We start from the raw sequence: 21,674 nt of genomic DNA on the forward strand, positions 1-21,674 counted from the left end.
TCAGTTGTTCCAATCCTCGTCGGCCTTGTCGGCGGCCTTGTTGCGTTCAGCCGCGATCTGGATTGCGCGCTCGGCGCTCTCCCGGTCTGGGTACGGCCCCATCCGATCCAGCGCACCCGACTCCTTGCCCTGCGAGACCGTCTTGGTTCGTACGTCGTAGTACCACGCTTCGTCGTTGCTCATGGTGCCAGTCTGCCCGAATCGGCGCGCTAGGAGAATGGGTGCGAACGAGTCGGCATATAAGCCGGATCCTGTGCTTCGTCCTCACCGAGGTGTGGACGAAGCGACGACCATCCATCTGGGCACACCGTCGCCGGGTACCTCGAGCAGTCCACCCGCAGGCTCGGGCGAGCAGCCCTCGAACCCCTGCGCAGCCGCACCGTGAGACTCGCAACGAGCCCTACGGTGCGACCTTCGACCTTGCTCCGGGCGGGGTTTACCTAGCCACCCCGGTCACCCGGGGTGCTGGTGCGCTCTTACCGCACCGTTTCACCCTGACCCACACTCGCGCGTTCTGAAAGAACACGCGAGCGTGGGCGGTCTGTTTTCTGTGGCACTGTCCCGCGAGTCACCTCGGGTTGCCGTTAGCAACCGCCCTGCTCTGTGGAGTCCGGACTTTCCTCGGCTCGAAGCTTGGTGGAGCGTGTCCCCCAGTTCTCCGTGCCGCGGCCGTCCAACCAACTCGTTCGCAGGTTGAAACTCTACTGCGTCGTACCCGCGAACTACAGTTCACCTCATGAATTACGCCGTCCTGCTGCGCGGAATCAACGTCGGTGGAATCAACATCAAGATGGCGGCCCTGCGAGAGGCGCTGATTTCAGCCGGGTTTCGAGATGTCCGCACGGTGTTGGCAACGGGCAACGTGCTGCTCGAATCCGGGCTCACCGGACCGGAAACGAAGGCGCGGATCGAGAAGACTCTCGCCGACCGCTTCGGGTACGAGGCGTGGGTCATCGTGCTCACGCCCCCGGCGCTTCGATCCGTGGTCCAGCGATATCCGTTCGATCCTGAGCGCGACGGGTGGCATCCATACGTGATTTTCGGTAGCGACGCTCGTCACCTCGCCGAACTCCTCGACGCGGCGGACGCCCTCGACCCCGCCGTCGAACGTGTCGAGAAGGGCGAGGGCGTCGTGTACTGGGAGGTCGTGAAAGGGCGAACCACCGACAGCCCGTTCGGGAAGTCGACGACCAAGACCAGGTACAAGCCCACCATCACCACCAGAAATCTGCGAACACTCGGCAAGATGCTCTCGTGACCGTCCTCGCTGCGTCCCTTGTCGGCGCAGTGTTGCTGTTCGCGATCGCGCGTCCTCGAGGCCTGCCGGAGATCGTCGTCGCCGGGCCCGCCGCAGTCGCAGCGCTCGCGCTGGGGCTGGTCACTGTCGACGCTGCGCAAGCACAGGTGCTCGAGTTGTTGCCGACGGTGATCTTCCTGGCGTTCGTGCTGATGATCGCCTACCTGGCCGACACACTCGGTGTGTTCTCGTGGATGGCAGCCACGGCGATCGATGTCTCGCAGAGCAGCCCGCGGCGGCTCCTAGCGGCCGTCTTTGCGGCGGCTTCGCTTACCACTGCTGTGCTGAGTCTCGATGCCACGGTCGTGTTGTTGACACCGGCGGTCATCGGTGCGGCGCGGGTGCTGCGCACACCGGCACGGCCGTACAGCTACGCAACTGCTCACCTCGCGAACTCCGCGTCCACGCTGCTACCGGTGTCCAACCTGACGAACCTGTTGGCATTCGCCGCGACCGGGCTCACTTTCGCTCATTTCGCGATGTTGATGGCACTGCCGTGGGCGGTGGCGATTGCTATCGAATTTGTCGTGTTCCGGATCTTCTTCCGACGCGACCTCGCTCGACAGGGTGCAGTTGGTCCGGATGGGAGTCCGACCGAAGCGGCGCCGGATAGGAGGCCGGCGGTTTCGGGGGCCGGGCAGCCTGCTCCAAAGCTCGCCCTCGCAGTTCTGGCGACGACGTTGCTCGGCTTCGGCGCTGCCGGATTCGTCGGCATCGAACCGTTCTGGGTGGCTGCGGCAGGCGCCGGCGTTCTCGCGGCATACGCACTGCGGCACGGGTACACCGCGCCGACCAGGGTCCTCAGCGCCGCCGACCCGATGTTCTGCGGCTTCGTGCTGTTGCTGGGTGTGGTCGTCCTCGGCGTCACATCCGGGCCGATTGGCGACTGGCTAACCGGGGTCCTGCCGACCGACACATCGCTGACCGGTCTGCTGGTCACCGCACTGATCGGCGCGTCCGCGTCGAACATCGTCAACAATCTGCCTGCGACATTGTTGTTGCTTGCCGCATTGGGGCCATCGGCGCCGCCTGGCCTCGTCCTGGCGATGATCATCGGGGTGAACCTGGGACCCAACCTGACCTATGTCGGATCGCTGGCGATCATGCTGTGGCGCAGAGTGACCTCGAACAACGGTGAACCTGCATCGCTCGGCACGTTCACCCTGCTCGGTTCGATCACGACTCCGCTGACGATCCTGGGATCCGTGGCAGCACTGTGGTTGGCGTTAGGAGCTCAGATATGACGTGTCGTTGACCAGACGCACCGACGCACCGCCGTCCGGGTAGAACTCGGCGACGCTGAGCGAGGCCAGATCGAGATGCAGTCTGTACAGAAGGGACGGACCGACGTCGAGAGCCAGCTGAAGCAACATCTTGATCGGCGTGACGTGGGTGACGACGACCACCGTGGATCCGGCATACGCCGTGATCAGTTTGTCGCGGGCCGTAGTGACTCGTCCCAGCACCGTGTCGAATGCTTCGCCACCAGGCGGGGCGACGGAGGTGTCGCCGAGCCACTTACGGTGCACGTCCGGGTACCTCTCGGATGCCTCGGCGAAGGTCAACCCTTCCCAGTTGCCGAAATCGGTTTCGACGAGTTCGTCCATGGTGGTCACGGGGAGGCTCACTCGATCTGCCAGAGCCCGGGCAGTGTGTTGCGCCCGATCGAGAGGCGATGCCACCACAGCAGCGATGTCGGCGGTGTCGGCAAGGTGAGCCGCAGCAGCCGTGGCCTGCCGCTCACCGAGGTCGGTGAGTACCGGATTGCCTCGGCCGGAATAGCGTCGCTCCACCGACAACGGTGTCTGGCCGTGCCTCAGGAGCAGCAGCCTCGTGGGGGCGCCCACCGCCCCGGTCCATCCCGGCGCAGCAGATGAGCCCGCCGGTTTCCGCTGCACCTTCGGTGGAGTCTCTTCGAGCTTCGCACCGGTCGCGGCAGCATCCATCGCTTCGTTGGCGAGGCGGTCCGCGTGCGAGTTCTCAGCGCGCGGTATCCACGTGTAGGTGACGCGATCGAAGCCGCGAGCTACTTCTGCAGCTTCCTTGTTCAGGGGAATCATGTCCGGGTGCTTGACCTTCCAGCGCCCAGACATCTGCTCCACCACCAATTTCGAATCCATGCGGACCTCGACCTCGCGGGCTCCCACGTCGGCCGCAGCCGTGAGCCCTGCGATGAGCCCGCGGTATTCGGCCACGTTGTTGGTGGCAACGCCCAGGGCGGACCGTCGTTCCGCCAGCACCGTCGAACGGTCCGAGGTGAAGACGACAGCCCCGTAACCGGCGGGACCGGGGTTTCCGCGCGAGCCGCCGTCTGCTTCGACGACGACCCTTGCCACTGCGCTCACAGACCCGATTCTTTGGTTCGCACCAGAATCGCGTTGCACTCGGAGCACCGAATGAGCTCGTCGGCAGGCTTCGCGGCGATTCTGGAGATCTCGCCCCGGTCGAGTTCGATACGGCAGGCACCACAGCGCCTGGCCTGAAGCAGCGCGGCACCCCGGCCGGTGAGCGAGCGCTGCTTCTCGTAGATCGCAAGAAGTTCAGCCGAGAATGTCGTTGCCAGTTCCGACCGTCGTGCAGTCGCTCGCTGCTCGGCGCTCTCTACGTCCGCGACCGCGTCGTCGCGGCGGCGGCCGGCGTCGATCAACTCGTCCTCGATCTGGGTGAGCTGCGCTCCAGCATGGTTGTAGTCGGTCTCGGATGCCTCACGTCTTTCCATGACCTCGAGCAGTTCCTCTTCGAGAATTCCCTGCCGACGTTCCAGACTGCCGAGCTCGTGCTGCAGCTCCGACATCTGCTTGGCAGCGACGGTGCCGCCTTCGAGGAGCTTTCGGTCGCGGTCCTCTCGCTGGCGGACGGCGTCCACCTCGCCCTCGAGTTTCTTGATGTCCCGGTCGAGATCGTCCATGGCGATCTGCACGCTGACGGCAGCGTCTTTGCGCGCTACGCGCTCCGCCTCGAGTTTCTCCAACTCGGCCTGCTCGGGCAGAGTTTTACGGCGATGTGCGATCTGCGTCAGCTCGGTGTCCACTGCGGCCAGTTCGAGAAGGGAGGCCTGTACTCGGGGGTCGACATTCACGCGTGATGACTCCTGCGACTATGGAAGTTGATTCGGTCAAGCCTACCGGGTGCGGCGGCTAGCGTTCACCGCTCGCGTGGACCGATCCCACCGTCCACGGATCGGTACGACGAACGCTGACACGACTCGTCCATCCCGGATACCGCGAGAACCGTGAGTCCAGAACACCGCGTGCCTGTTCACACCACGGCCACTCCGAGGCCCAGTGTGCGACATCGATGACGGCAGGCCCGCCGGCACGCAGATGCTCGTCGACGGGGTGGTGCCGGAGATCGGCCGTCACGAACACATCGACACCCAACGAACCGACGACTCCGAGGAATGAGTCACCCGACCCTCCACACAGCGCCACCGTGGACACGATCGAGTCGGGGTCGCCCGCCGCCCGGACGCCCCACACGGTCTCCGGCAGAGCCGCCCGCACGCGCTCGGTGAAGTCCCGCAGCGTCGATGGTGCGTCGAGCGTGCCAACTCGCCCGAGGCCGGTCGAGGTCGGCAACGGTGCTTCTTCGAACACGTCGAACGCCGGCTCCTCGTAGGGATGGGCTCGACGCAGAGCCGCCAGGATCTCCGCACGCGCCGAGACCGGGGCGACCACTTCGATCCGGTCCTCCTCGACCTCTTCGAGTTCCCCGATCCGGCCGATGGCAGGTTGAGCGCCGATCTCGGGCAGGAACCGGCCCAGGCCGCGGACGGTCCAGCTGCAGTCGCGGTAACGCCCGATCGAGCCGGCACCTGCATCGAACAACGCTCGGCGCACGGCGTCGCCGGCGGCTGTCGGGACCAACACGGACCACTTGTCGATCCGCGGTGCATCGATGGGCGCGATGGGGCGAGTTGCCGTCACCCCAAGCGCCTTCGCCAACGCGTCGGACACCCCGGGATCGGCGCTGTCGGCATTGGTATGCGCGGTGAACAGTGCGCAGCCCGCTCTGATGAGTCGGTGAATCAACGCGCCCTTGGGGGTGTCGGCAGCGACCGTATCGACGCCACGGAGAAGCAGCGGATGGTGCACGACGAGTAGGTCGGCGCCCCATTCGATGGCCTCGTCGACGACGTCGGCGGTGGCATCGACCGCGAACATCACGGCGCCGATTCGGGCTTGCGGATCGCCCGCGACGAGGCCCACCGAATCCCAGCTCTCGGCCAGGCGCGGCGGGTACGCATCGTCGAGAACATCGATGATCTCGGCGAGCGTCACGGGATGTTCGGTCACATTCGTCTCCTCGGTAAAGCTCGATTCAGCGCTCGCTGTAGTCCTTCGATGAGCAGATCTACCTGATCCGGTGCCCGGACCGCGACGCGAAGGTGCCCCGGGGCCAACCCTGGAAACGTGTCGCATCGACGCACCGCGACGCCGTCGGCTCGGAGCCTCGACCTGACCTGCTCGGCGGCCGGAATCTTCAACAGTAGGAACGGTGCCTGCGGTTTCCCGCAGATCTCGATGCCCAGGCTCTCCAAACGGGCAGCCATCGACCGTCTGTCCGCGCCGATTGCTTCCGCTTTGGCAGCGGCGATCTCGAGCGCACGGGGTTCGCTGCAGGCCGCGATAGCTTCGATCTGCAGTGTTCCGACCGGCCAGTGGGCGCGGCCGCGAGTCAGGGCGGCCAACACGTCCGGGTGGCCCAGGGCGTAGCCGCACCGCAGCCCCGCGAGCGCCCATGTCTTGGTGAGACTGCGCAGCACCACAATGTCGTCGAACGTGTCGCCGGCCACCGACTCGCGTTCACCGGGAACAGCATCGGCGAATGCCTCGTCGACGACGAGCACACGGCCGGGGCGTCGCAGCGCGAGAATTGCACTCCGCTCGTGCAGAACCGATGTCGGGTTGGTCGGATTTCCGATGACGACCAGGTCTGCCTCTTCTGGAACCGAGGCTGTGTCGAGTGTGTACGGCGGCGCCAACATCACCTGCACGATGGGCACGGACGCTTCCCGCAGCGACACCTCGGGTTCGGTGAACGAGGGATGCACGACGGCCGCGAGACGGGGACGCAGTCTTGGCAACATCGCAAATCCCTCTGCTCCGCCGGAGAGCAGCAATACCTCGTCGGGAGAGCGCCGGTGTCTGCGAGCGATGGCCTCGCGTGCATTCAGATCGGCAGCTGCGCTGGGATAGGAACCCAACGACGTCAGAGCCGCGGCGATCCTGGCGGTGAGCCAGTCCGGTGGCGCGAGCCCTTGAACGTTGACCGCGAAATCCATCAGTCCGTCGCCAACTTCGACGTCACCGTGGTGACGGAGAAGCGCCATCGAGTCCACTGCGCTCAGGATCCTTTCGTTGCCGATGAGCGTAGTCGCCGCCGTCACCGATATGGTTTTGTCATGACAAACCCAGCTGCACCGGACCGCCCGGGTGCCACGGTTGTGCTCTTCGATCTCGATGGAACACTCACCGATTCTGCACCGGGAATCTTCGCCGGATTTCGCCACGCGCTGGAGACCATCGGCGCCCCCGAACCCACACCGGCCCAGCTCGAAGGTGTGATCGGGCCACCGCTCATCGACACGCTCAGGATGATGGGCTTGCCGGAGGACCGCGCGCAGCAGGCCCTGAGCGCGTACTTCGAGCGCTACGACGCCACCGGCTGGGCCGAGAACACTGTGTTCGAGGGCATCGAGGAGGTCCTCGAAGGCCTGCAAGCGCGGGGTATTCGCCTGGCTGTCGCTACCTCGAAGTCGGAGCGATTCGCCCATCGCATCCTCGACCACTTCGGGCTGTCGCGGTATTTCGAGTTCATCGGCGGCGCGAGCAACGACGGTGTTCGACGCGCCAAACCAGACGTCATTGCGCACTCACTGCGCAATCTCGAACTTGTTCCCCGCGAGGTCAGTGCCGGCGGAACAGCCGGTGTGGTGATGGTCGGCGATCGTGACCACGACGTCCACGGCGCCGCGCGATTCGCGATACCGGCGGTCTACGTGGACTGGGGGTACGGCATCACAGGTGAGAACGACGAGGCCGCCTTCACTGTTGCGACGATGGAGGAGTTGAAGAAGGTGCTCGATGAACTCACCCGCTGACCGAGCAACCCTGCACATCACGTTCATCTGCACCGGCAACATCTGCCGTTCCCCCATGGCCGAGAAAGTCTTCGAGACCTACCTTCGCGAAGCCGGACTCGTCTCGAGCGTGCGGATATCGAGCGCAGGCATCGACGGTTGGCACGAAGGAGAACCGGCAGACTCCCGCACCGTCGCCGAACTGGACGCCCACGGGTACAGCAGCGAGCACGAGGCCACTCAGGTGGGCGCGGACCACCTCGCCGCGGACCTGCTCGTCGCTCTCGATTCCTCACACGCCACCGAGCTGCATCGACTCGGCGCCCCGAAAGATCGAGTCGTGCTGCTGCGCGCATTCGACGACGCAGCCGATTCGGAGTCGGTGGCAGACCCGTACTACTCGACGGACGACGCCTTCACCGAGGTGCGAGAACAGATCGAAGCGGCAGTCCCCGGCCTCGTGCGGTGGCTCGAGAGCAAGCTCTCCGACGAGGCGTCGTAGGTCACTTCGAGTCAACCGCTACCGTAGATGTCGTGCGAAGGCTCAAATTCCTCTTACGCCCCCAGTGGCTGGCGCTGGCTGCTGTCGTCGCATTGTTCGCGTTTCTGTGTTTCTCCGTTCTCGCCCCCTGGCAGCTCGGCAAGAACACTTCGACTGCCGAGCGCAACGAACTGATCAATCAGTCGACGGAGTCCGAGCCGGTCGCGATCGGTGAGCTCCTCACCTCGACCGATCCCGCAACAGGAGAGCCGAGTTTCGCCGCCCAGGACGAATGGCGTCGCGTCACTGCCACTGGCACGTACCTCCAGGACCAGGAAGTACTCGTTCGTCTGCGGGTCGTGCAGCAGTTGCCGGCCTACGAGGTAGTCACCCCGTTTCAGCTCACCGACGGCCCGATCGTGCTGGTCAACCGCGGGTACGTGTTGCCTGAGCAGGGAACTGCACCACCGCCGTTCGAGGCGGCACCAGCCGGAGAAGTCACTCTCGGCGCCCACCTCCGGCAAGCCGAAGATGGCTCTCGCGCATCGATCGAAGAAGCCGGCCATGTTCAGGTCTACAACATCGATCCCGAGCAGATCGGTTCTGTGGTGGGGGTGAGCGCAATCGACGGCTACCTTCAGCTCGAGAGCGATCAGCCAGGCGGCCTCGGTGTCATCGCACTTCCCCAGACCGATTCCGGCCCCTATCTGGGGTACGGGCTGCAGTGGCTCGCATTCGGCATCATGGCGCCGCTCGGGCTCGCCTACTTCGTGCGGGCAGAGTTGCGTGAGCGACGCAAAGCCTCCGGTGAGTCCGAGGACACCGCACCTGAGGACGTCACCTTGCCCCTGCCGACCGAGTCGGATCCTGTTGCGGCAGAACCGGAGTTCACCCTGCCGACGCGCAAGCAGCGCAAGTCGAAATCGAAGAACACATCAGTCCCGAGCACGGCGAACGATGTCCGCCTGGCCGATCGCTACGGCAAGAAGCGCTGAGACCACCGTCGCGGCGACCTGCACCAGAACGGACAGCGCCGCTGCGCGGTCGAGGTCCGAGGGTGTCGGTGTACGGCCGGACCCGAGCGTCGGTCTGATCTCGATTCCGTGGGCGTATTCGGTTCTCCCGCCGAGACGAACCCCCAGCGCTCCCGCCGCGGTGGCTTCGGCGACACCGGCGTTGGGACTGGGATGACGTGCCGCGTCGTCCCGCCACGCTCGAATCGAGTCCGACGGCCTGCCACCTACCGCTGGCGCGAGTGCCACGGTGAGTGCGCCGGTCAGGCGCGCGGGGGCCAGGTTGACGACGTCGTCGAGTCGCGCCGCGCACCACCCGAACTGCCGGTACCGCTCGGATCGGTATCCGATCATCGCGTCGAGTGTGTTGACGGCGCGGTACCCGACCACGCCGGGAACACCTGCAACAGCTCCCCACAGCACAACGCCGACGGTCGCGTCGGAGGTGTTCTCGGCCACCGATTCGAGCGCCGCACGCGCGATCCCCTGCGCGTCGAGTACGTCCGGGTCGCGCCCACACAGCGAAGGCAGAAGCGCCCTTGCCGCTGCCATGTCACAGGCGGTCAGGTGGCCGGACATGCGTGCACCGGTTCGCGAGAGCGACGTTCCGCCGAGGCACGCCCACACTGCCGAGGCGGTCAATGCTGTCTCGGCGATCAGCCCACTACGCCGCGCGATGCCGGTGGCCACCACACCCGCGGTGACCGTGCCGCCGACCAGCGCGCTCGTGTGCAGTACACCGGCCCACCTGGAATCCCGATAAAGACTGCGCTCGGCCCGCGCAGCGATGAGACCGAAACCGGCGACCGGATGCCACCTGCGGGGATCGCCCACTATCCGATCCAACGCAAGCCCGAGGACAAGTCCCGCAGCCCGAGCGTGGAATCTCGTTCCCGAGCCCGTCATCCTGCCGATGTGCATGACCCGACGGTAGACACCTGCGACTGCGTGGCCACTCGGCGGGTGCGCGCGATCACGCCCAGCGAGACCGATACACGCCCGCCATTTGACGGTTGTTGAACTCGAGGTCGCGACCCGAGTTGAGCATCGCCACAGCGATACCGAAGAATCCGACCGTTGCCATCAGAAACATTGCCATGATTTCCCCCGAAAAGGTGTCGTGGGCCTTCAAACCAGCCCTGATGATCTTGATTGTTGCCGACGCGTCCGTGGATGGAAATGCAGATGAGTGCGCCATCACATGTGGCGGCTGTCACGACGAGTCACGCGTCTAGAATCGTTCTCATGACAGTCGACGGAACATCCCCCGCTCCTTCCACCACAGGTAGGCCGCGGTGGGTGAACAAGGCGATCGTCATCGCCATCGGCGTGGTCGCTCTGGTGATCGCGTACTTGATCCTGTCTGCGTTCCTACCGCGCTGGTGGAGTATTCGTGTGGCAAATCTGGCCGACCAGACGTTCACCAGAGGAATCTTTTGGGGCCTGACATTCGGCATCGTCTGCACCGTGATCCCGCTCGCGTTGTTCGCAGCAGCGTGGCTGGTGCGCAAGCGCCGAGGGGGCAAGATCGGCGCGATCGTGTTGTCGATACTGGCTTTGCTTGTGGCCGCCCCGAACCTGCTGACCCTGTCGATCGTCCTCGGAAGCAACAACGCGGCGCACGCCGGCGAGAGAACGCTCGACACCGAGGCGCCAGGATTCCGCGGGGCAACCGCCCTGGGGTTTGTTCTCGCGATTGCGTTGTTCGCGTTCTTGACCTTCGTCATCGTCCGCGCGCGGCGCCGACGAGCCCAGAAACGGCTCGACGCAACGACAATCGACGCAGCGGGAAGTGGCCAGTAGGCGCGTGGGAATCAGGGAACTACAGGTGCTTTCCCGCCGTCGTACGGCTCGACCGTGACCTGCGTCTCGGGCGCGAACGTCATCACGGCGGGACCTGTTTCTTCCGCCACCGTCACCACCACCGACATGCCCTCCTGGGCCACCGATTCGATACGCCCACGCTGTTCACCCGTGTCGTTCACGAGCGCATAGTCCCCGACCAACACGAGCAGCTCCTCGGCCGAGAAGGTGCGTCGGCCACCGAAATCGTCCACAGTCATGCCACCACCGTAGGCGAGGTGGTACCGGTTTGCTCTCGCTCTCCCTTGGCGGATCGGTGACCAGGTCAACGACCGGGCGTCAGATGCGGCGCATCGGCGACGATGTCGGTCAGCACGTCGTTCACCGCCTTCACCCGCGCGAGTCCGGTGAGTTCACGCGGAACCGCGACCCAGTAGGTCCTTTCGATCGAGAACTGCTCTGGCACAACCCGCACGAGGGAGTCGTCCGGTTCACCGATGTAGCTCGGCAACGGGGCGATTCCGAGACCGCTGCGCGCCGCGAGCCAGTGCCCGGTGATGTTGTTGGTCTGGATTTGCGCCCGACCGTCGGCGAGGATCGAATCGAGTATGCGCAGCGGCTCGACGTCGAGGAGCGCGGCCACGTACCAGATCAGCGTGTGCGCGCGTAGGTCGTCCAGCTTGGTGATCGTCGGGGCGGCATCGAGATACGCCCGCGTCGCATAGAGGTGTAGGGAGTACGTGGCCAGTTTGCGAAACGACACGAGCCTCGGCGACGGTTGCTCCAGGGTCACCGCAACGTCGAATTCCCTTGTGCTGAGCGAGTTGTGTTCCGTTGCGGTGACGAGTTCGACATCGAGATCGGGATGCATTCGCCGCAACCGTGTCAGGTTGGGCGTGAGCACAAAGGCACCGAAACCGTCGGGCGCGGCTATTCGAACCGACCCCGTCAACGAGCCCATCGTTGAGGTCTGGTCCTCGAAAGCTGCGATGAGGGTGGACTCGACCTTCTCGGCGTAGCCGACCAGGCGTCGTCCGGATTCGGTGAGTCGCCATCCGGTGGGGGTTCGATCGAACAACCTGCCGCCCACTGATTTCTCGAGGCTGGTGATGCGACGGCCCACCGTGGTGTGGTCGACGCCGAGCGCACGGGACGCCTCGTTGAGCCGACCGTGTCGCGACACTTCCAGAAAGAACCTGAGGTGGTCGGCACTGAACACGTGGTCAACCGTAGCACTGCGTGCATTTATGCACGTGAAAGTGCGATTTTGACCTTTGACACATACAACAATGCGAACGAGACTGGGGTCACACCACGAGCAAAGGACAACCGTGACAACTATCGCTCACTGGCTGGACGGGAAGCCGTTCGCCGGCACCTCCGACCGCACAGCCCCCGTCACCAACCCCGCCACCGGCGAAGTCACCGGACAGGTGGCGTTGGCCACCGTCGAGGACGCCCGCGCGGTCATCGACTCCGCCGCAGCCGCATTCCCGGCGTGGCGCGACACCTCACTGGCCAAGCGCACCGCGGTGCTGTTCACCTTCCGCGAACTGCTCAATGCCAAGAAGGGCGAGCTCGCTGAGATCATCACCGCCGAGCACGGCAAGGTGCTCTCCGACGCCCTCGGTGAAATCAGCCGCGGCCAAGAAGTCGTCGAATTCGCCTGCGGCATTCCCCACCTCCTCAAGGGCGCCTACACCGAGAACGCCTCCACCAACGTCGATATCTACTCCATCCGCCAACCCCTCGGCCCCGTCGGCATCATCTCCCCGTTCAATTTCCCCGCCATGGTGCCGATGTGGTTCTTCCCCATCGCCATCGCCGCCGGGAACACCGTGGTCCTCAAGCCCAGCGAGAAAGACCCGACCGCCTCCATCTGGATGGCCGAGCTGTGGAAGGAGGCCGGGCTGCCCGACGGTGTCTTCAACGTCCTGCAGGGCGACAAGCTCGCCGTCGACGAATTGCTCGAGCACAAGTCGATCAAGTCCATCAGCTTCGTCGGCTCCACCCCCATCGCGCAGTACGTGTACTCCACCGGCACAAGCCACGGAAAACGAGTCCAGGCCCTCGGCGGTGCCAAGAACCACGCCATCGTCCTCCCCGATGCCGACCTCGACCTCGCCGCCGACGCCATGGTGAATGCCGGTTTCGGCTCCGCGGGTGAGCGTTGCATGGCCATCTCCGCACTCGTCGCCGTCGGCGACATCGCCGACGAACTGGTAGCCAAGATCGTCGAGCGCACCATCCCGCTGGCAACCGGTGACGGAACCAAGGGCTCGGACATGGGCCCGCTGGTCACCAAGGCACACCGCGACAAGGTCGCCTCCTACGTCGATGCCGGTGAAGCCGACGGCGCCACCATCGTCGTCGACGGACGCACGGTTCAGGCCGACGGCGCAGCCGACGGATTCTGGCTCGGCCCCACCCTCATCGACCATGTGAAGACGGACATGTCCATCTACACCGACGAGATCTTCGGACCCGTCCTCTCCGTCGTCCGCGTCGACACGTACGACGAGGCGCTCGAGCTCATCAACTCGAACCCCTACGGCAACGGCACCGCCATCTTCACCAACGACGGTGGCGCAGCGCGACGCTTTCAGAACGAGGTCGAGGTCGGCATGATCGGCATCAACGTCCCCATCCCCGTCCCCATGGCCTACTACAGCTTCGGTGGTTGGAAGAACAGCCTCTTCGGCGACAGTCACGCCCACGGCACCGAAGGCATCCACTTCTTCACCCGCGGCAAAGCCGTCACCAGCCGCTGGCTGGACCCCAGCCACGGCGGCGTCAACCTCGGCTTCCCCCAGAACACCTGACCCCTATGTGCGTGGAAATACGTGGCAGGCCACGTATTTCCACGCACAAGCGCGAAGCGCCCTACAAAGGAGTAGTGCATGGTTGCCAACATCTCGTTTCCGCGATTCCTGAAACTCGGACCAGGCGCTGTCGAAGAGCTCGGGTCGGTATTGAACGACCTGAAAGTCGAGCGTCCACTTCTGGTCACCGACGCTTTCATGGTGGGCAACGGAAGCGCCGAGCGATTGATGAAAATCATGGAGGCAGCCGGCAAGAAGGCTGCGTTGTTCTCGAAGACCGTCCCGGACCCGACGACCGAATCACTGAGCGCGGGTATCGACGCCGTCAAAGCCCACGCCGCCGACGCGATCATCGGTTTCGGAGGCGGTAGCCCGATGGATACAGCCAAGGCGCTGGCCGTGCTGTCCGAGCAGGGCGGCGTCATGCGCGACTTCAAGGCTCCGCGCGTGTACGCGGGCCCAGCGCTCCCGATCATCGCAATTCCCACTACTGCCGGAAGTGGCTCGGAAGCAACGCAGTTCACTATCATCACCGATGTAGCGACGGACGAGAAGATGCTGTGTCCGGGGTTGTCGTTCCTCCCGATCGCATCGATCGTCGACTCCGAACTTACGATGTCGATGCCGCCCAGACTCACCGCAGACACCGGCGTGGACGCGTTGACCCATGCCATCGAGGCGTACGTCAGTGCGAAGGCCAATCCGATCTCGGACGGTCTCGCGCTGGCTGCGATGAAGACCATCGGGAAATACCTCCTGCGTGCGTATCGCGACGGTTCCGACCGTGAGGCCCGCGATGCAATGATGACCGCGTCGACCCAGGCCGGTATGGCGTTCTCCAACGCAAGCGTGTGCCTCGTACATGGAATGAGCCGGCCGATCGGGGCGCACTTTCATGTGGCACACGGTCTTTCGAATGCCATGTTGCTTCCGGCAGTCACTCGGTTCTCGATATCCGGTGCGCCCGGCCGCTATGCCGATTGCGCACGCCAGTTGGGGGCGGCCGAACGTCAGGACAGCGACGAGGCCGCGGCGGCGAAGCTGATCGAGTTCATCGACACCTTGTGCGCCGACGTCGAGGTACCGACACCGAGCACCTATGGAATCGACGCCTCCCGCTGGGAGGAGTTGATCCCGCTGATGGCCCAGCAGGCGCTGGCATCCGGTTCCCCGTCCAACAACCCGGTCGTTCCGACTGCCGAGGAGATCGCCGAACTGTACCGAAAGGTGTTCTGACGCGAGTTGTGTCGGCGGCCTACGGTGAACAGGTGACCACGCGATCGAATGCCATCACCATCATCGGCGCAGGTGTCGCCGGCGCCGCCTGCGCAAATGTGCTGCGTGACGCCGGCCTTGCCTTCCGCGTACTCGACCGCGGGCGCGCGGTCGGCGGACGCATGGCCTCGCCTCTGTTGCACGATCGGCGCGTCGATATCGGGGCCGGGTACTTCACCGTTCGCGATCCGGAATTCGAGGCTGTGGTCCAGCGATGGGAAGCCGCCGGCATCGCTCGGCCGTGGACGGACACGTTCGGTGTCCTCACACCTGACACGGCACCGGCGACGAGTACCGGACCGATGCGATGGGCGACACCGAACGGTCTTCGCTCGCTGGTGCAGAACCTGCTGTCCGAGATCGACACCGAGACGGTGAATGTCGACCACTTACCGGATGGCGATGTCGTGTTGGCCATGCCAGATCCTCAGGCAGCCAGGTTGTCCGCTGTCGCGGACCCGGTCGAGTACCAACCCGTCGTCACTGTCGTGTGTGGATTCGATTCGCTGAAGCTGCCGTTTCGGCACGCCGCTTTCGTCAACGACCACCCGGTGCTCGAGTTCGTCGCCGACGACGGTGCACGGCGCGGTGACGGCGCGCCTGTGCTCGTCGTGCATACCACCGCGGAGATGGCCAAAGAGCATCTCGACGAGCCGAACCGTGCTGTTGCGCCGATCGTCACCGCAGTTCACGCTCTCGTCGGATCCACCGAACCCGTCTGGTCGTATGCACACCGCTGGACGTTCGCCAAGCCGTCGTCCGTCCACGCCGCCAGCTATCACCTGACCGAATCATCGGGTCGGCGGATAGGTTTCGCTGGAGATCAATGGTGTCCGAGTGGTGCCCCGAGAATCGAGAGTGCGTGGCGCTCCGGAACCGATCTGGGGCGGGCGTTGGTCGCATCACGCTGACGCACTCGCGCGTCAGTCGAGTTCGGACGATGCCGCGGCGATGATCGCGTTCGACAGTCGCTCCAATGCCGCGGTCCGCACACTCCATTGCTGCCAGTACAGCGTCACATCGACGCCGGTCCCCGGAAACATGTCGATCAACTCGCCGGTGGCTTCCCAGCGTTCGCTCTGCTGCCGCGGCAGCACCGCCCACCCGATCCCCAGACGTACCGCTTCGGCGAAGTCCGCCGAGGACGGAACGTAGTGCCGACGCGCTCGACATCGCTCACCCGTCGTTTCCACCAGGTACCGATCCTGTAGATCATCGGAGCGATCGAACACGAGCATCGGGGCGTGAGCCAACGAATCGGATGTGGTCCCGTCCCGGAACCATCTTTCTCCGAACTCCGGTGAGCACATCGGTCGGTAGCGCATGAGGCCGAGCCGCGTCACCGAGCAGCCTTGCACCGGTTCGGCCGACGCGGTCACCGCGGCCATAACGATTCCCTGACGCAGCAGGTCGGCGGAATGGTCCTGATCGACGCGGCGTACGTCGAAGGTCATCGCCCCGGACAGCGATGCCAGTGCCGGGAGCACCCACGTGTTGAGCGAGTCTCCGTTGACGGCGATCGGTACCGTGACGGCGCCCTCTCCCCCGGTCTCGAGCGATACCTCGGCAATCAAGGCTCGAACTTGATGAGCCAGGCGAAGATACGCGACGCCGGCTTCGGTGATGCGGGCCGGTTTCGACCGCTGCAGCAACACTGCTCCTGCAGCGGCTTCGAAGCCCTTGACGCGCTGGCTGATTGCGGAAGGGGTCACGTGCAATCTGCGGGCCGCTGCGTCGAACGTTCCCTCCTCGACGACGGCAGCGAGCGCCTCCAGTTGCGCGAGGTCGAAGTTCGTCATAAGAGATACTAACGTGTCGTGAAAATCATTCGCTGTACTGTAGCCACCAGGTTGCATAGGTTCGATCGCATGCATCCAGCACTGACGCCGTCCATGGCGGGTTTCGCCTTCGGCCTGTCGTTGATCGTTGCGATCGGCGCCCAGAATGCGTTCGTGCTCCGTCAGGGAATCGCTCGGCGACACGTGCTTGCGGTCGTGACGGTCTGCGCGACATCGGACGTCATCCTCATCACCGCCGGCGTGGCGGGCGCCGGATTAGTCGTCGGAACCAATCCAGGCCTTCTGCAGTTCGCCTACTGGGGCGGAGCGGCCTTCCTGCTCACCTACGCCGCGTTGTCCGCCCGGCGAGCAATGCGAAACACATCTCTGGAAGTGGAAAACACAGCGCACACAAAGCAACTCGGAACAGCCATCGTCACTGCACTCGCATTGACCTGGCTGAACCCGCACGTCTACCTGGACACCGTGGTTCTGCTGGGTTCCGTTGCAGCTACCTACGACACGACTCGGTTGTGGTTCGGCGTGGGAGCCGCAGTCGCCAGCCTCGCCTGGTTCAGCGCATTGGGATACGGCGCCCAGTTCCTACGCCCCCTGTTTTCGAGGCCTGCCTCGTGGCGCGTGCTCGACGGAGCGATCGCCGTGTTCATGCTGTGCCTTGCCCTGACACTCGCCGTCCAGGCAATTAGTTAGTGCACTAACCATTCGTGTACGCTTCAAATTATGAACGGTGATCCACTCGCGCTGGACCGGCAAGTGTGCTTTGCGCTCGCAGTCGCCAACCGCGCGGTGCTGAGCGTCTATCGGCCACTTCTCGAACCCATGGGCCTGACTCACCCGCAGTACCTGGTGATGCTCGCGTTGTGGGAGAACTCGCCGAGGTCGGTGAAGGAGATCGGCGCGGCGCTTCAGCTCGACTCCCCGACCCTCTCCCCGCTGCTCAAGCGGCTCGAAGCGGGCGGCCTTCTCGTCCGCACCAGGAGCACGAGCGACGAACGCCAACTCGACGTGCACCTCACCGAGGATGGCATCGCGCTGCGTCGTGAAGCCGAGAAGATCCCCCCGGCCGTTGTCGCCGCACTGGGCGTCGACATCGCCGAGCTGGAGGAGCTACACACCGTGCTCGGTCGAATCAACCGGGCAGCAATCGAAGCAGGAGCCATACGATGACCGACCTCGAACGAACCAGTCCGAATCTCGTTCAGTGGCTCAAATACACCGCCGGCCGACCACTACCCGCCTCGATGCGCGGGTGGGTCGAGAACGATCTGGTCGGACGAGGCGCGGTACCCAAACACCTGTTCCGGGCAATGATTCCGTTCCTACCGATCTTCATCGGCTTCTTCGTTCTCTTTCCAGGACCGCTCTGGTTGCGAGGGTCGATGTTTCTGCTGGGCTTTCTCCTGGCGATGTTCTTCACACTCGCCTACATGGAGCCCAACCGCGCACGCAGGCTCGAACTCAACGGTCTGCCACCGGATCTGCAGAGCGCACGCAAACGCGCCGCCGCACAGGACGAGCGGACGCGATACGAGAGCCAACACCCCCGAAAGTGACTTTCGTCAGGTCACCCTCCGACGACGATCCGCTCCCCCACCGCCACGACGGCGCGCCGCAGACTCTTCGATGCATGTCTGCTCAATGGGCCCTCGTCCATACGCAACGCCTGGATGGTCATCAACAGCTCGATGAGTGTCCGGGTCGACAGCGTACGTGTCGCATGCTCGTTCGCAGCCGCCTTCTTGCTCGCGGGCACCGGCCCCGGCGGAAGATAATCGAAAGCGCGTTGGACGTGCGTTTCCTCGAACTCGCGGCGCAGCGCCGACGCCTCGGCCGTGGCACCGGGCAAGTGATAGTGCAGCAACCGCGACTCGTGAGGGTGAGCTTCCACCCAGTCCCACACGGCAACGATGACGGCCTCGAGCGAGGGTTGCTCGGCGGGGTCCTCCCCGGCACGGACGTCGGCGACGACCTCGTTGATCATGTCGAGAACACGTCGCATGGCCAGTTCGAACAGTTCGTCCTTGCCCGCGAAGTGGTAGTAAACGGCCGATGAAACGACGTTGGCCTCGAGTGCCACGTCGTGGATGCTGGCGTCGGAGAAGCTCTTGGCGGCAAAGACGCGGATAGCCGCGCGGACGATGTCCTCCCTACGGGAGGGCCGATGCGGTGACTTCTTCTGCGCCGGATCGCCGGTCCCTTGGTCGCTAACCATGCATCCTCACCAGTAGTAGATCCGTCGGACACTAGTCTTGCATGATCGAAACCGAGGAGAGATCAGTGCCAGCAGCAAAGCGTCCAGCGCACCGACCGTCGCGGCGCGGTGTCATCGTGGAGACCGCCTTCGAGTTGTTCGCCTCGAGCCCTGTCGACACGGTCACCGTTGCCGATATTGCAGCTGCCGCGGAGATGACCTCGGCCGCAATTTATTATCACTACCCTTCACGCGAGGAGATCCTGCTCGAAGGACTCCGCGAGTTCGCCGAGTCGTACGTCGGAGAGATCGAACGCCTGGCCGCGGAGGAAGTGGTGCCGGCGGCGCGCATGGGGGCAATGATCGAACCGTTCGTTCGATGGCTCGCCGACAACCGGACCCGCGCATCGGTCTACTTCGTCCAATCGCGGGGAGCGAGCCAGCAGGTCGAGGCGATTCGGCGTGCGAACGCGCTGGTGTTGATTCCCATCCTCGGCCGAGCTGCCAAAAAGGCGCGCGGCAAAGTGTCGGCCGCCGAGGCCGGCGTGATTGCCTCGGCGCTCATCGCCGAGTTCGAGATCTTCGCCTCCGCGTTTCTGTCGGAGGATCGATCCTTCAAGACCCTGGGCCGCGCCAAGTTCATCGAAGCCGGAGTCGCCCTCGCGGACCGGATCTCTGGGACCCGGCCGGGGGAATCGGTGCCAGAAACTGGGTAGCTCTGACGATCGAGCCGGGGGACGTGGTGGTCCTGAGTGGAGAACTCTCGAACCCCGGACTGCACGTCAACTGACCGCACCGGGCCTCTCCGGTCCTACCCGCCCTCCCGTGCAACCCAATCCAGACCCGAAGCCGATGCGCGGCCGCCAGGCACCCACGGAGGATGAATTTATGCGCGCCATTGCTGAGCACGCGGACGAGGACTGTCCCGAACATCGCGAGTAGCCAGCGGTAATTTTAGCTACCATCCCGTATCTAACTTAAAGCTGGCCTACCAATCCGACAATAGAGAAGTGTCAGCTTCCGAGCCCTCCGCGACGATCAATCGCTTCTACAGTCTTCCGGAGTCCCTTCAGTTGCGAAGCTGTTGCCGCAGCCTCAACGGACACCTTCTTAAAAGTCCCGAACTTTACACCTCGATTGAACCTGCCTACTAGTTCAGATCCCTCGACCTGCTTTAAGCGCCGGAGCATGGCTGGATACTCGTCCATCTTGCTTACAAGATTGACAATAGGATCGCCTTTCAATATCGATTTAACTGCCACGAAAGGTTTGGCATGATGAACCCAGAATCTCAATCTAGAATCTTCAAATCGGTGAGCCAAGTCAAACCAAGTCCATAGCGACGCTCGCGAACCATGGTATCAATAACGCTCCACTCTCCCTGCAATCTTAACCACCGGTGATTAAGTACGTTGGTCGCTGGCAGCTCTGCATTGATTCTCTGCAGAGCCCTTTCGATCGCGACAGCACTTTTCTCCAATTCGGTATGTACGACTACGCGATCAAGGGTGGCCCTGGGGCTGTTAATCCATTCGTGTATCCCAGCGTAGGCGATGATGCGAGCCACCCTTAACTCATCAATTCGTGTCGTGACAGCTTCGATACTACTGTCTGTACATAGTTGATTAACGGCAATCGAGAAGCGAAGCCAGGACTGGCGCAAAAATTCTTCAGCCTGATTAATTTCAGAATACCGTTGTATTTCTTGGTTGATTGAATTAAGACCAACCAAAGCGACCGGTACACCAAATAGAAATGCCACTACCGAAGAATACGAGTTCACGAATAAACCCCAGTCAGCCGGGTCCCAATTTACCGCGTCCACATAGAAGCCGACAACCCCAAGAATGAGGGCGAGAAGCCTAGATTGTTTCGATACTCGCCTCAACCAGCCCGGAGATTCCTTCCAAGCTGCGGCGATTTTCCCTGCGCTTGTACCCGTAGTTGCCACAGAGTAAGTGTGAGCCATCAGCCAGCCGCTAGAACCGCCAACATGCCGACGCATTTGTCGTAGGCATCCCGACGATTCCAACGGACGCTGCAACACCCTCAAGCACAAGCGTTTCCGCGAACGCAATCGACGTGTATCAACTGCCGGCGCCTCTGTGGTGAATGAGTCCTGAGCCGACGCGGTGTCCACCGTGATCTCGTCGCCACAGTGCCATCTTCAGCGCCGTGGTGACCATAGCGGTGTCTTTGACCGTCAAGGCGTGCCAACCGACGATCGCTCGGGAGAAGCGGACGATGACGTATGCAACAAGACCAACCCCGCCCATTACATGAATTTGGTGACCACTTCCAATTCGGAGCCTCAGAGTGAAGTCACGGTCGAGCAGGTCAGGGACCCGCGTGGAGTTCTTGCCACCCTGGATCGTGGACCGGTGCCGCCTGCCTCGGACGACGCCGGACATGCCTTCGTCGCCCATCAGTCGGTCGACCGTGCAGGCAGCGGCGCTGTGGCCCTTCCTGCGCAGGTGGCGATACATCTTGCGGCGACGTAGAGCTCTCCCGGTGCACCAACCGTGCCGCGGAGTGCGTCGGTGAAGTACGCGTCGGAAATTGTCCGGGCTGACGGTGGTGCTGACTTCCAGTTGCGATAAGTGCGTGGGGTGACTTGCACGCCGTGCTCGGTGAGCACGCGGCAGATCGACTCGACCCGGTAGTTCTGTGCACGCATCTGATCAATGAACTGGACTATCCGCGGTGGCGAGGGCCGAGCTCCCTCGCGAAGAAAATCGATGCCGACTTTAGAATCTCGTTGGTTACATTGAGATCTCGGTTCTCACGTTATCGGTGGACGACCTCACGTGTCGGTCTGTGTACGACCTGATGTGTCGGTGTCCGGCAGGTTCATGATGCCGGTGCTTCGACCGGTGTGACAAGTCCTTGCCGGTCTTTGAGCCGGTAGCTG

The 21,674-nt window shown here is 63.6% G+C and carries 26 protein-coding genes and 1 other RNA gene; 14 read left to right on the forward strand and 13 right to left on the reverse strand.

Going from position 1 to position 21,674, the window contains the following annotated elements:
- Together KVY23_RS08540 and rnpB are read right to left on the reverse strand one after the other, a co-directional pair.
- Nucleotides 1–183, reverse strand: coding sequence for a hypothetical protein (locus KVY23_RS08540; RefSeq protein WP_075840680.1), 183 nt, complete (start codon nucleotides 181–183; stop codon nucleotides 1–3).
- 41 nt (nucleotides 184–224) lie between these two features.
- Nucleotides 225–685: RNase P RNA component class A (gene rnpB, locus KVY23_RS08545), an RNA gene on the reverse strand.
- 51 nt (nucleotides 686–736) lie between these two features.
- Here rnpB and KVY23_RS08550 point away from each other — a divergent pair.
- On the forward strand, nucleotides 737–1,258 hold the full coding sequence (locus KVY23_RS08550; protein ID WP_230556048.1) for a DUF1697 domain-containing protein: 522 nt from the start codon (nucleotides 737–739) through the stop codon (nucleotides 1,256–1,258).
- Nucleotides 1,255–2,541, forward strand: a complete 1,287-nt coding sequence (locus KVY23_RS08555; protein ID WP_230556049.1) for an SLC13 family permease — start codon at nucleotides 1,255–1,257, stop codon at nucleotides 2,539–2,541. Before KVY23_RS08550 ends, KVY23_RS08555 begins: the two co-directional genes overlap by 4 nt.
- Here KVY23_RS08555 and KVY23_RS08560 read toward each other — a convergent pair.
- The 4 genes from KVY23_RS08560 to cobC are packed head-to-tail and all read right to left on the reverse strand — an operon-like array spanning nucleotide 2,524 to nucleotide 6,686.
- Nucleotides 2,524–3,633 (reverse strand): bifunctional RNase H/acid phosphatase, encoded by a 1,110-nt coding sequence (locus tag KVY23_RS08560; protein ID WP_230556087.1) that lies wholly within the window; start codon nucleotides 3,631–3,633, stop codon nucleotides 2,524–2,526. The two genes, KVY23_RS08555 and KVY23_RS08560, sit on opposite strands and share 18 nt — an antisense overlap.
- Nucleotides 3,634–3,638: 5 nt before the next feature.
- Nucleotides 3,639–4,376 (reverse strand): zinc ribbon domain-containing protein, encoded by a 738-nt coding sequence (locus KVY23_RS08565; protein ID WP_075840478.1) that lies wholly within the window; start codon nucleotides 4,374–4,376, stop codon nucleotides 3,639–3,641.
- Nucleotides 4,377–4,434: 58 nt separating this feature from the next.
- A complete protein-coding gene (locus tag KVY23_RS08570) occupies nucleotides 4,435–5,592 on the reverse strand; it encodes a Nif3-like dinuclear metal center hexameric protein (protein ID WP_230556050.1) in 1,158 nt (385 codons plus the stop codon).
- Nucleotides 5,589–6,686, reverse strand: a complete 1,098-nt coding sequence (cobC, locus tag KVY23_RS08575; RefSeq protein ID WP_308070551.1) for an Rv2231c family pyridoxal phosphate-dependent protein CobC — start codon at nucleotides 6,684–6,686, stop codon at nucleotides 5,589–5,591. Before cobC ends, KVY23_RS08570 begins: the two co-directional genes overlap by 4 nt.
- A 15-nt stretch (nucleotides 6,687–6,701) precedes the next feature.
- Between cobC and KVY23_RS08580 the strand changes: the two genes are divergently transcribed.
- The 3 genes from KVY23_RS08580 to KVY23_RS08590 are packed head-to-tail and all read left to right on the forward strand — an operon-like array spanning nucleotide 6,702 to nucleotide 8,855.
- Entirely contained in the window at nucleotides 6,702–7,400 is a 699-nt protein-coding gene (locus KVY23_RS08580; RefSeq protein ID WP_230556051.1) for an HAD hydrolase-like protein, read from the forward strand.
- Nucleotides 7,384–7,881, forward strand: coding sequence for a low molecular weight protein-tyrosine-phosphatase (locus KVY23_RS08585; protein WP_230556052.1), 498 nt, complete (start codon nucleotides 7,384–7,386; stop codon nucleotides 7,879–7,881). The genes KVY23_RS08580 and KVY23_RS08585 overlap by 17 nt, the downstream gene beginning before the upstream one ends.
- Before the next feature lie 32 nt (nucleotides 7,882–7,913).
- Nucleotides 7,914–8,855 carry an SURF1 family protein gene (locus tag KVY23_RS08590; protein WP_230556053.1) on the forward strand — a complete coding sequence of 314 codons (942 nt, stop codon included), beginning with the start codon at nucleotides 7,914–7,916 and terminating at the stop codon, nucleotides 8,853–8,855.
- Here the strand turns inward: KVY23_RS08590 and KVY23_RS08595 are convergent.
- Together KVY23_RS08595 and KVY23_RS24870 are read right to left on the reverse strand one after the other, a co-directional pair.
- Nucleotides 8,796–9,779 (reverse strand): cobalamin biosynthesis protein, encoded by a 984-nt coding sequence (locus KVY23_RS08595; protein WP_230556089.1) that lies wholly within the window; start codon nucleotides 9,777–9,779, stop codon nucleotides 8,796–8,798. The genes KVY23_RS08590 and KVY23_RS08595 overlap by 60 nt on opposite strands.
- A gap of 67 nt (nucleotides 9,780–9,846) precedes the next feature.
- Nucleotides 9,847–9,972 carry a hypothetical protein gene (locus tag KVY23_RS24870; protein ID WP_268994863.1) on the reverse strand — a complete coding sequence of 42 codons (126 nt, stop codon included), beginning with the start codon at nucleotides 9,970–9,972 and terminating at the stop codon, nucleotides 9,847–9,849.
- A 146-nt stretch (nucleotides 9,973–10,118) separates the two neighbouring features.
- Here KVY23_RS24870 and KVY23_RS08600 point away from each other — a divergent pair, with 146 nt between their 5' ends.
- On the forward strand, nucleotides 10,119–10,676 hold the full coding sequence (locus tag KVY23_RS08600; RefSeq protein ID WP_075840471.1) for a permease: 558 nt from the start codon (nucleotides 10,119–10,121) through the stop codon (nucleotides 10,674–10,676).
- Nucleotides 10,677–10,687: 11 nt separating this feature from the next.
- Here KVY23_RS08600 and KVY23_RS08605 read toward each other — a convergent pair whose 3' ends face one another.
- Entirely contained in the window at nucleotides 10,688–10,936 is a 249-nt protein-coding gene (locus tag KVY23_RS08605; RefSeq protein WP_230556054.1) for a hypothetical protein, read from the reverse strand.
- Nucleotides 10,937–11,001: 65 nt separating this feature from the next.
- Entirely contained in the window at nucleotides 11,002–11,895 is an 894-nt protein-coding gene (locus KVY23_RS08610) for a LysR family transcriptional regulator (RefSeq protein ID WP_075840469.1), read from the reverse strand.
- A 70-nt stretch (nucleotides 11,896–11,965) separates the two neighbouring features.
- Here KVY23_RS08610 and KVY23_RS08615 point away from each other — a divergent pair, with 70 nt between their 5' ends.
- The 3 genes from KVY23_RS08615 to KVY23_RS08625 all read left to right on the forward strand — a co-directional run bounded on the left by KVY23_RS08615 (nucleotide 11,966) and on the right by KVY23_RS08625 (nucleotide 15,684).
- Nucleotides 11,966–13,498 carry a CoA-acylating methylmalonate-semialdehyde dehydrogenase gene (locus tag KVY23_RS08615; protein ID WP_230556055.1) on the forward strand — a complete coding sequence of 511 codons (1,533 nt, stop codon included), beginning with the start codon at nucleotides 11,966–11,968 and terminating at the stop codon, nucleotides 13,496–13,498.
- A gap of 78 nt (nucleotides 13,499–13,576) precedes the next feature.
- Nucleotides 13,577–14,734: an iron-containing alcohol dehydrogenase gene (locus KVY23_RS08620; protein WP_230556056.1), complete on the forward strand. Its 1,158-nt coding sequence runs from the start codon at nucleotides 13,577–13,579 to the stop codon at nucleotides 14,732–14,734.
- Between the two features lie 32 nt (nucleotides 14,735–14,766).
- On the forward strand, nucleotides 14,767–15,684 hold the full coding sequence (locus KVY23_RS08625; protein WP_230556057.1) for an NAD(P)/FAD-dependent oxidoreductase: 918 nt from the start codon (nucleotides 14,767–14,769) through the stop codon (nucleotides 15,682–15,684).
- Nucleotides 15,685–15,696: 12 nt separating this feature from the next.
- Here KVY23_RS08625 and KVY23_RS08630 read toward each other — a convergent pair whose 3' ends face one another.
- On the reverse strand, nucleotides 15,697–16,572 hold the full coding sequence (locus KVY23_RS08630; RefSeq protein ID WP_230556058.1) for a LysR family transcriptional regulator ArgP: 876 nt from the start codon (nucleotides 16,570–16,572) through the stop codon (nucleotides 15,697–15,699).
- A 69-nt stretch (nucleotides 16,573–16,641) separates the two neighbouring features.
- On the opposite strand from KVY23_RS08630, the gene KVY23_RS08635 reads away from it, so the two are divergent.
- From KVY23_RS08635 to KVY23_RS08645, 3 genes are read left to right on the forward strand one after another with little or no spacing between them, the layout of a single operon-like run.
- Nucleotides 16,642–17,262 (forward strand): LysE/ArgO family amino acid transporter, encoded by a 621-nt coding sequence (locus KVY23_RS08635; protein ID WP_075840462.1) that lies wholly within the window; start codon nucleotides 16,642–16,644, stop codon nucleotides 17,260–17,262.
- A gap of 30 nt (nucleotides 17,263–17,292) precedes the next feature.
- Entirely contained in the window at nucleotides 17,293–17,739 is a 447-nt protein-coding gene (locus KVY23_RS08640) for a MarR family winged helix-turn-helix transcriptional regulator (RefSeq protein WP_230556059.1), read from the forward strand.
- Nucleotides 17,736–18,125, forward strand: coding sequence for a DUF5313 family protein (locus KVY23_RS08645; RefSeq protein ID WP_075840458.1), 390 nt, complete (start codon nucleotides 17,736–17,738; stop codon nucleotides 18,123–18,125). Before KVY23_RS08640 ends, KVY23_RS08645 begins: the two co-directional genes overlap by 4 nt.
- Nucleotides 18,126–18,136: 11 nt before the next feature.
- Here KVY23_RS08645 and KVY23_RS08650 read toward each other — a convergent pair whose 3' ends face one another.
- A complete protein-coding gene (locus KVY23_RS08650; RefSeq protein WP_230556060.1) occupies nucleotides 18,137–18,784 on the reverse strand; it encodes a TetR/AcrR family transcriptional regulator in 648 nt (215 codons plus the stop codon).
- Nucleotides 18,785–18,849: 65 nt separating this feature from the next.
- Here KVY23_RS08650 and KVY23_RS08655 point away from each other — a divergent pair, with 65 nt between their 5' ends.
- On the forward strand, nucleotides 18,850–19,479 hold the full coding sequence (locus KVY23_RS08655; protein WP_230556061.1) for a TetR/AcrR family transcriptional regulator: 630 nt from the start codon (nucleotides 18,850–18,852) through the stop codon (nucleotides 19,477–19,479).
- A gap of 575 nt (nucleotides 19,480–20,054) precedes the next feature.
- On the opposite strand, the gene KVY23_RS08660 is transcribed toward KVY23_RS08655, so the two are convergent.
- Nucleotides 20,055–20,714: a hypothetical protein gene (locus KVY23_RS08660; RefSeq protein ID WP_230556062.1), complete on the reverse strand. Its 660-nt coding sequence runs from the start codon at nucleotides 20,712–20,714 to the stop codon at nucleotides 20,055–20,057.
- Nucleotides 20,715–20,973: 259 nt separating this feature from the next.
- Here KVY23_RS08660 and KVY23_RS08665 point away from each other — a divergent pair, with 259 nt between their 5' ends.
- Nucleotides 20,974–21,264 carry a hypothetical protein gene (locus KVY23_RS08665; RefSeq protein ID WP_230556063.1) on the forward strand — a complete coding sequence of 97 codons (291 nt, stop codon included), beginning with the start codon at nucleotides 20,974–20,976 and terminating at the stop codon, nucleotides 21,262–21,264.
- Nucleotides 21,265–21,674 lie beyond the last annotated feature (410 nt).

It is taken from the genome of Rhodococcus sp. I2R, assembly GCF_020889545.1.
Lineage (GTDB): Bacteria > Actinomycetota > Actinomycetes > Mycobacteriales > Mycobacteriaceae > Rhodococcoides.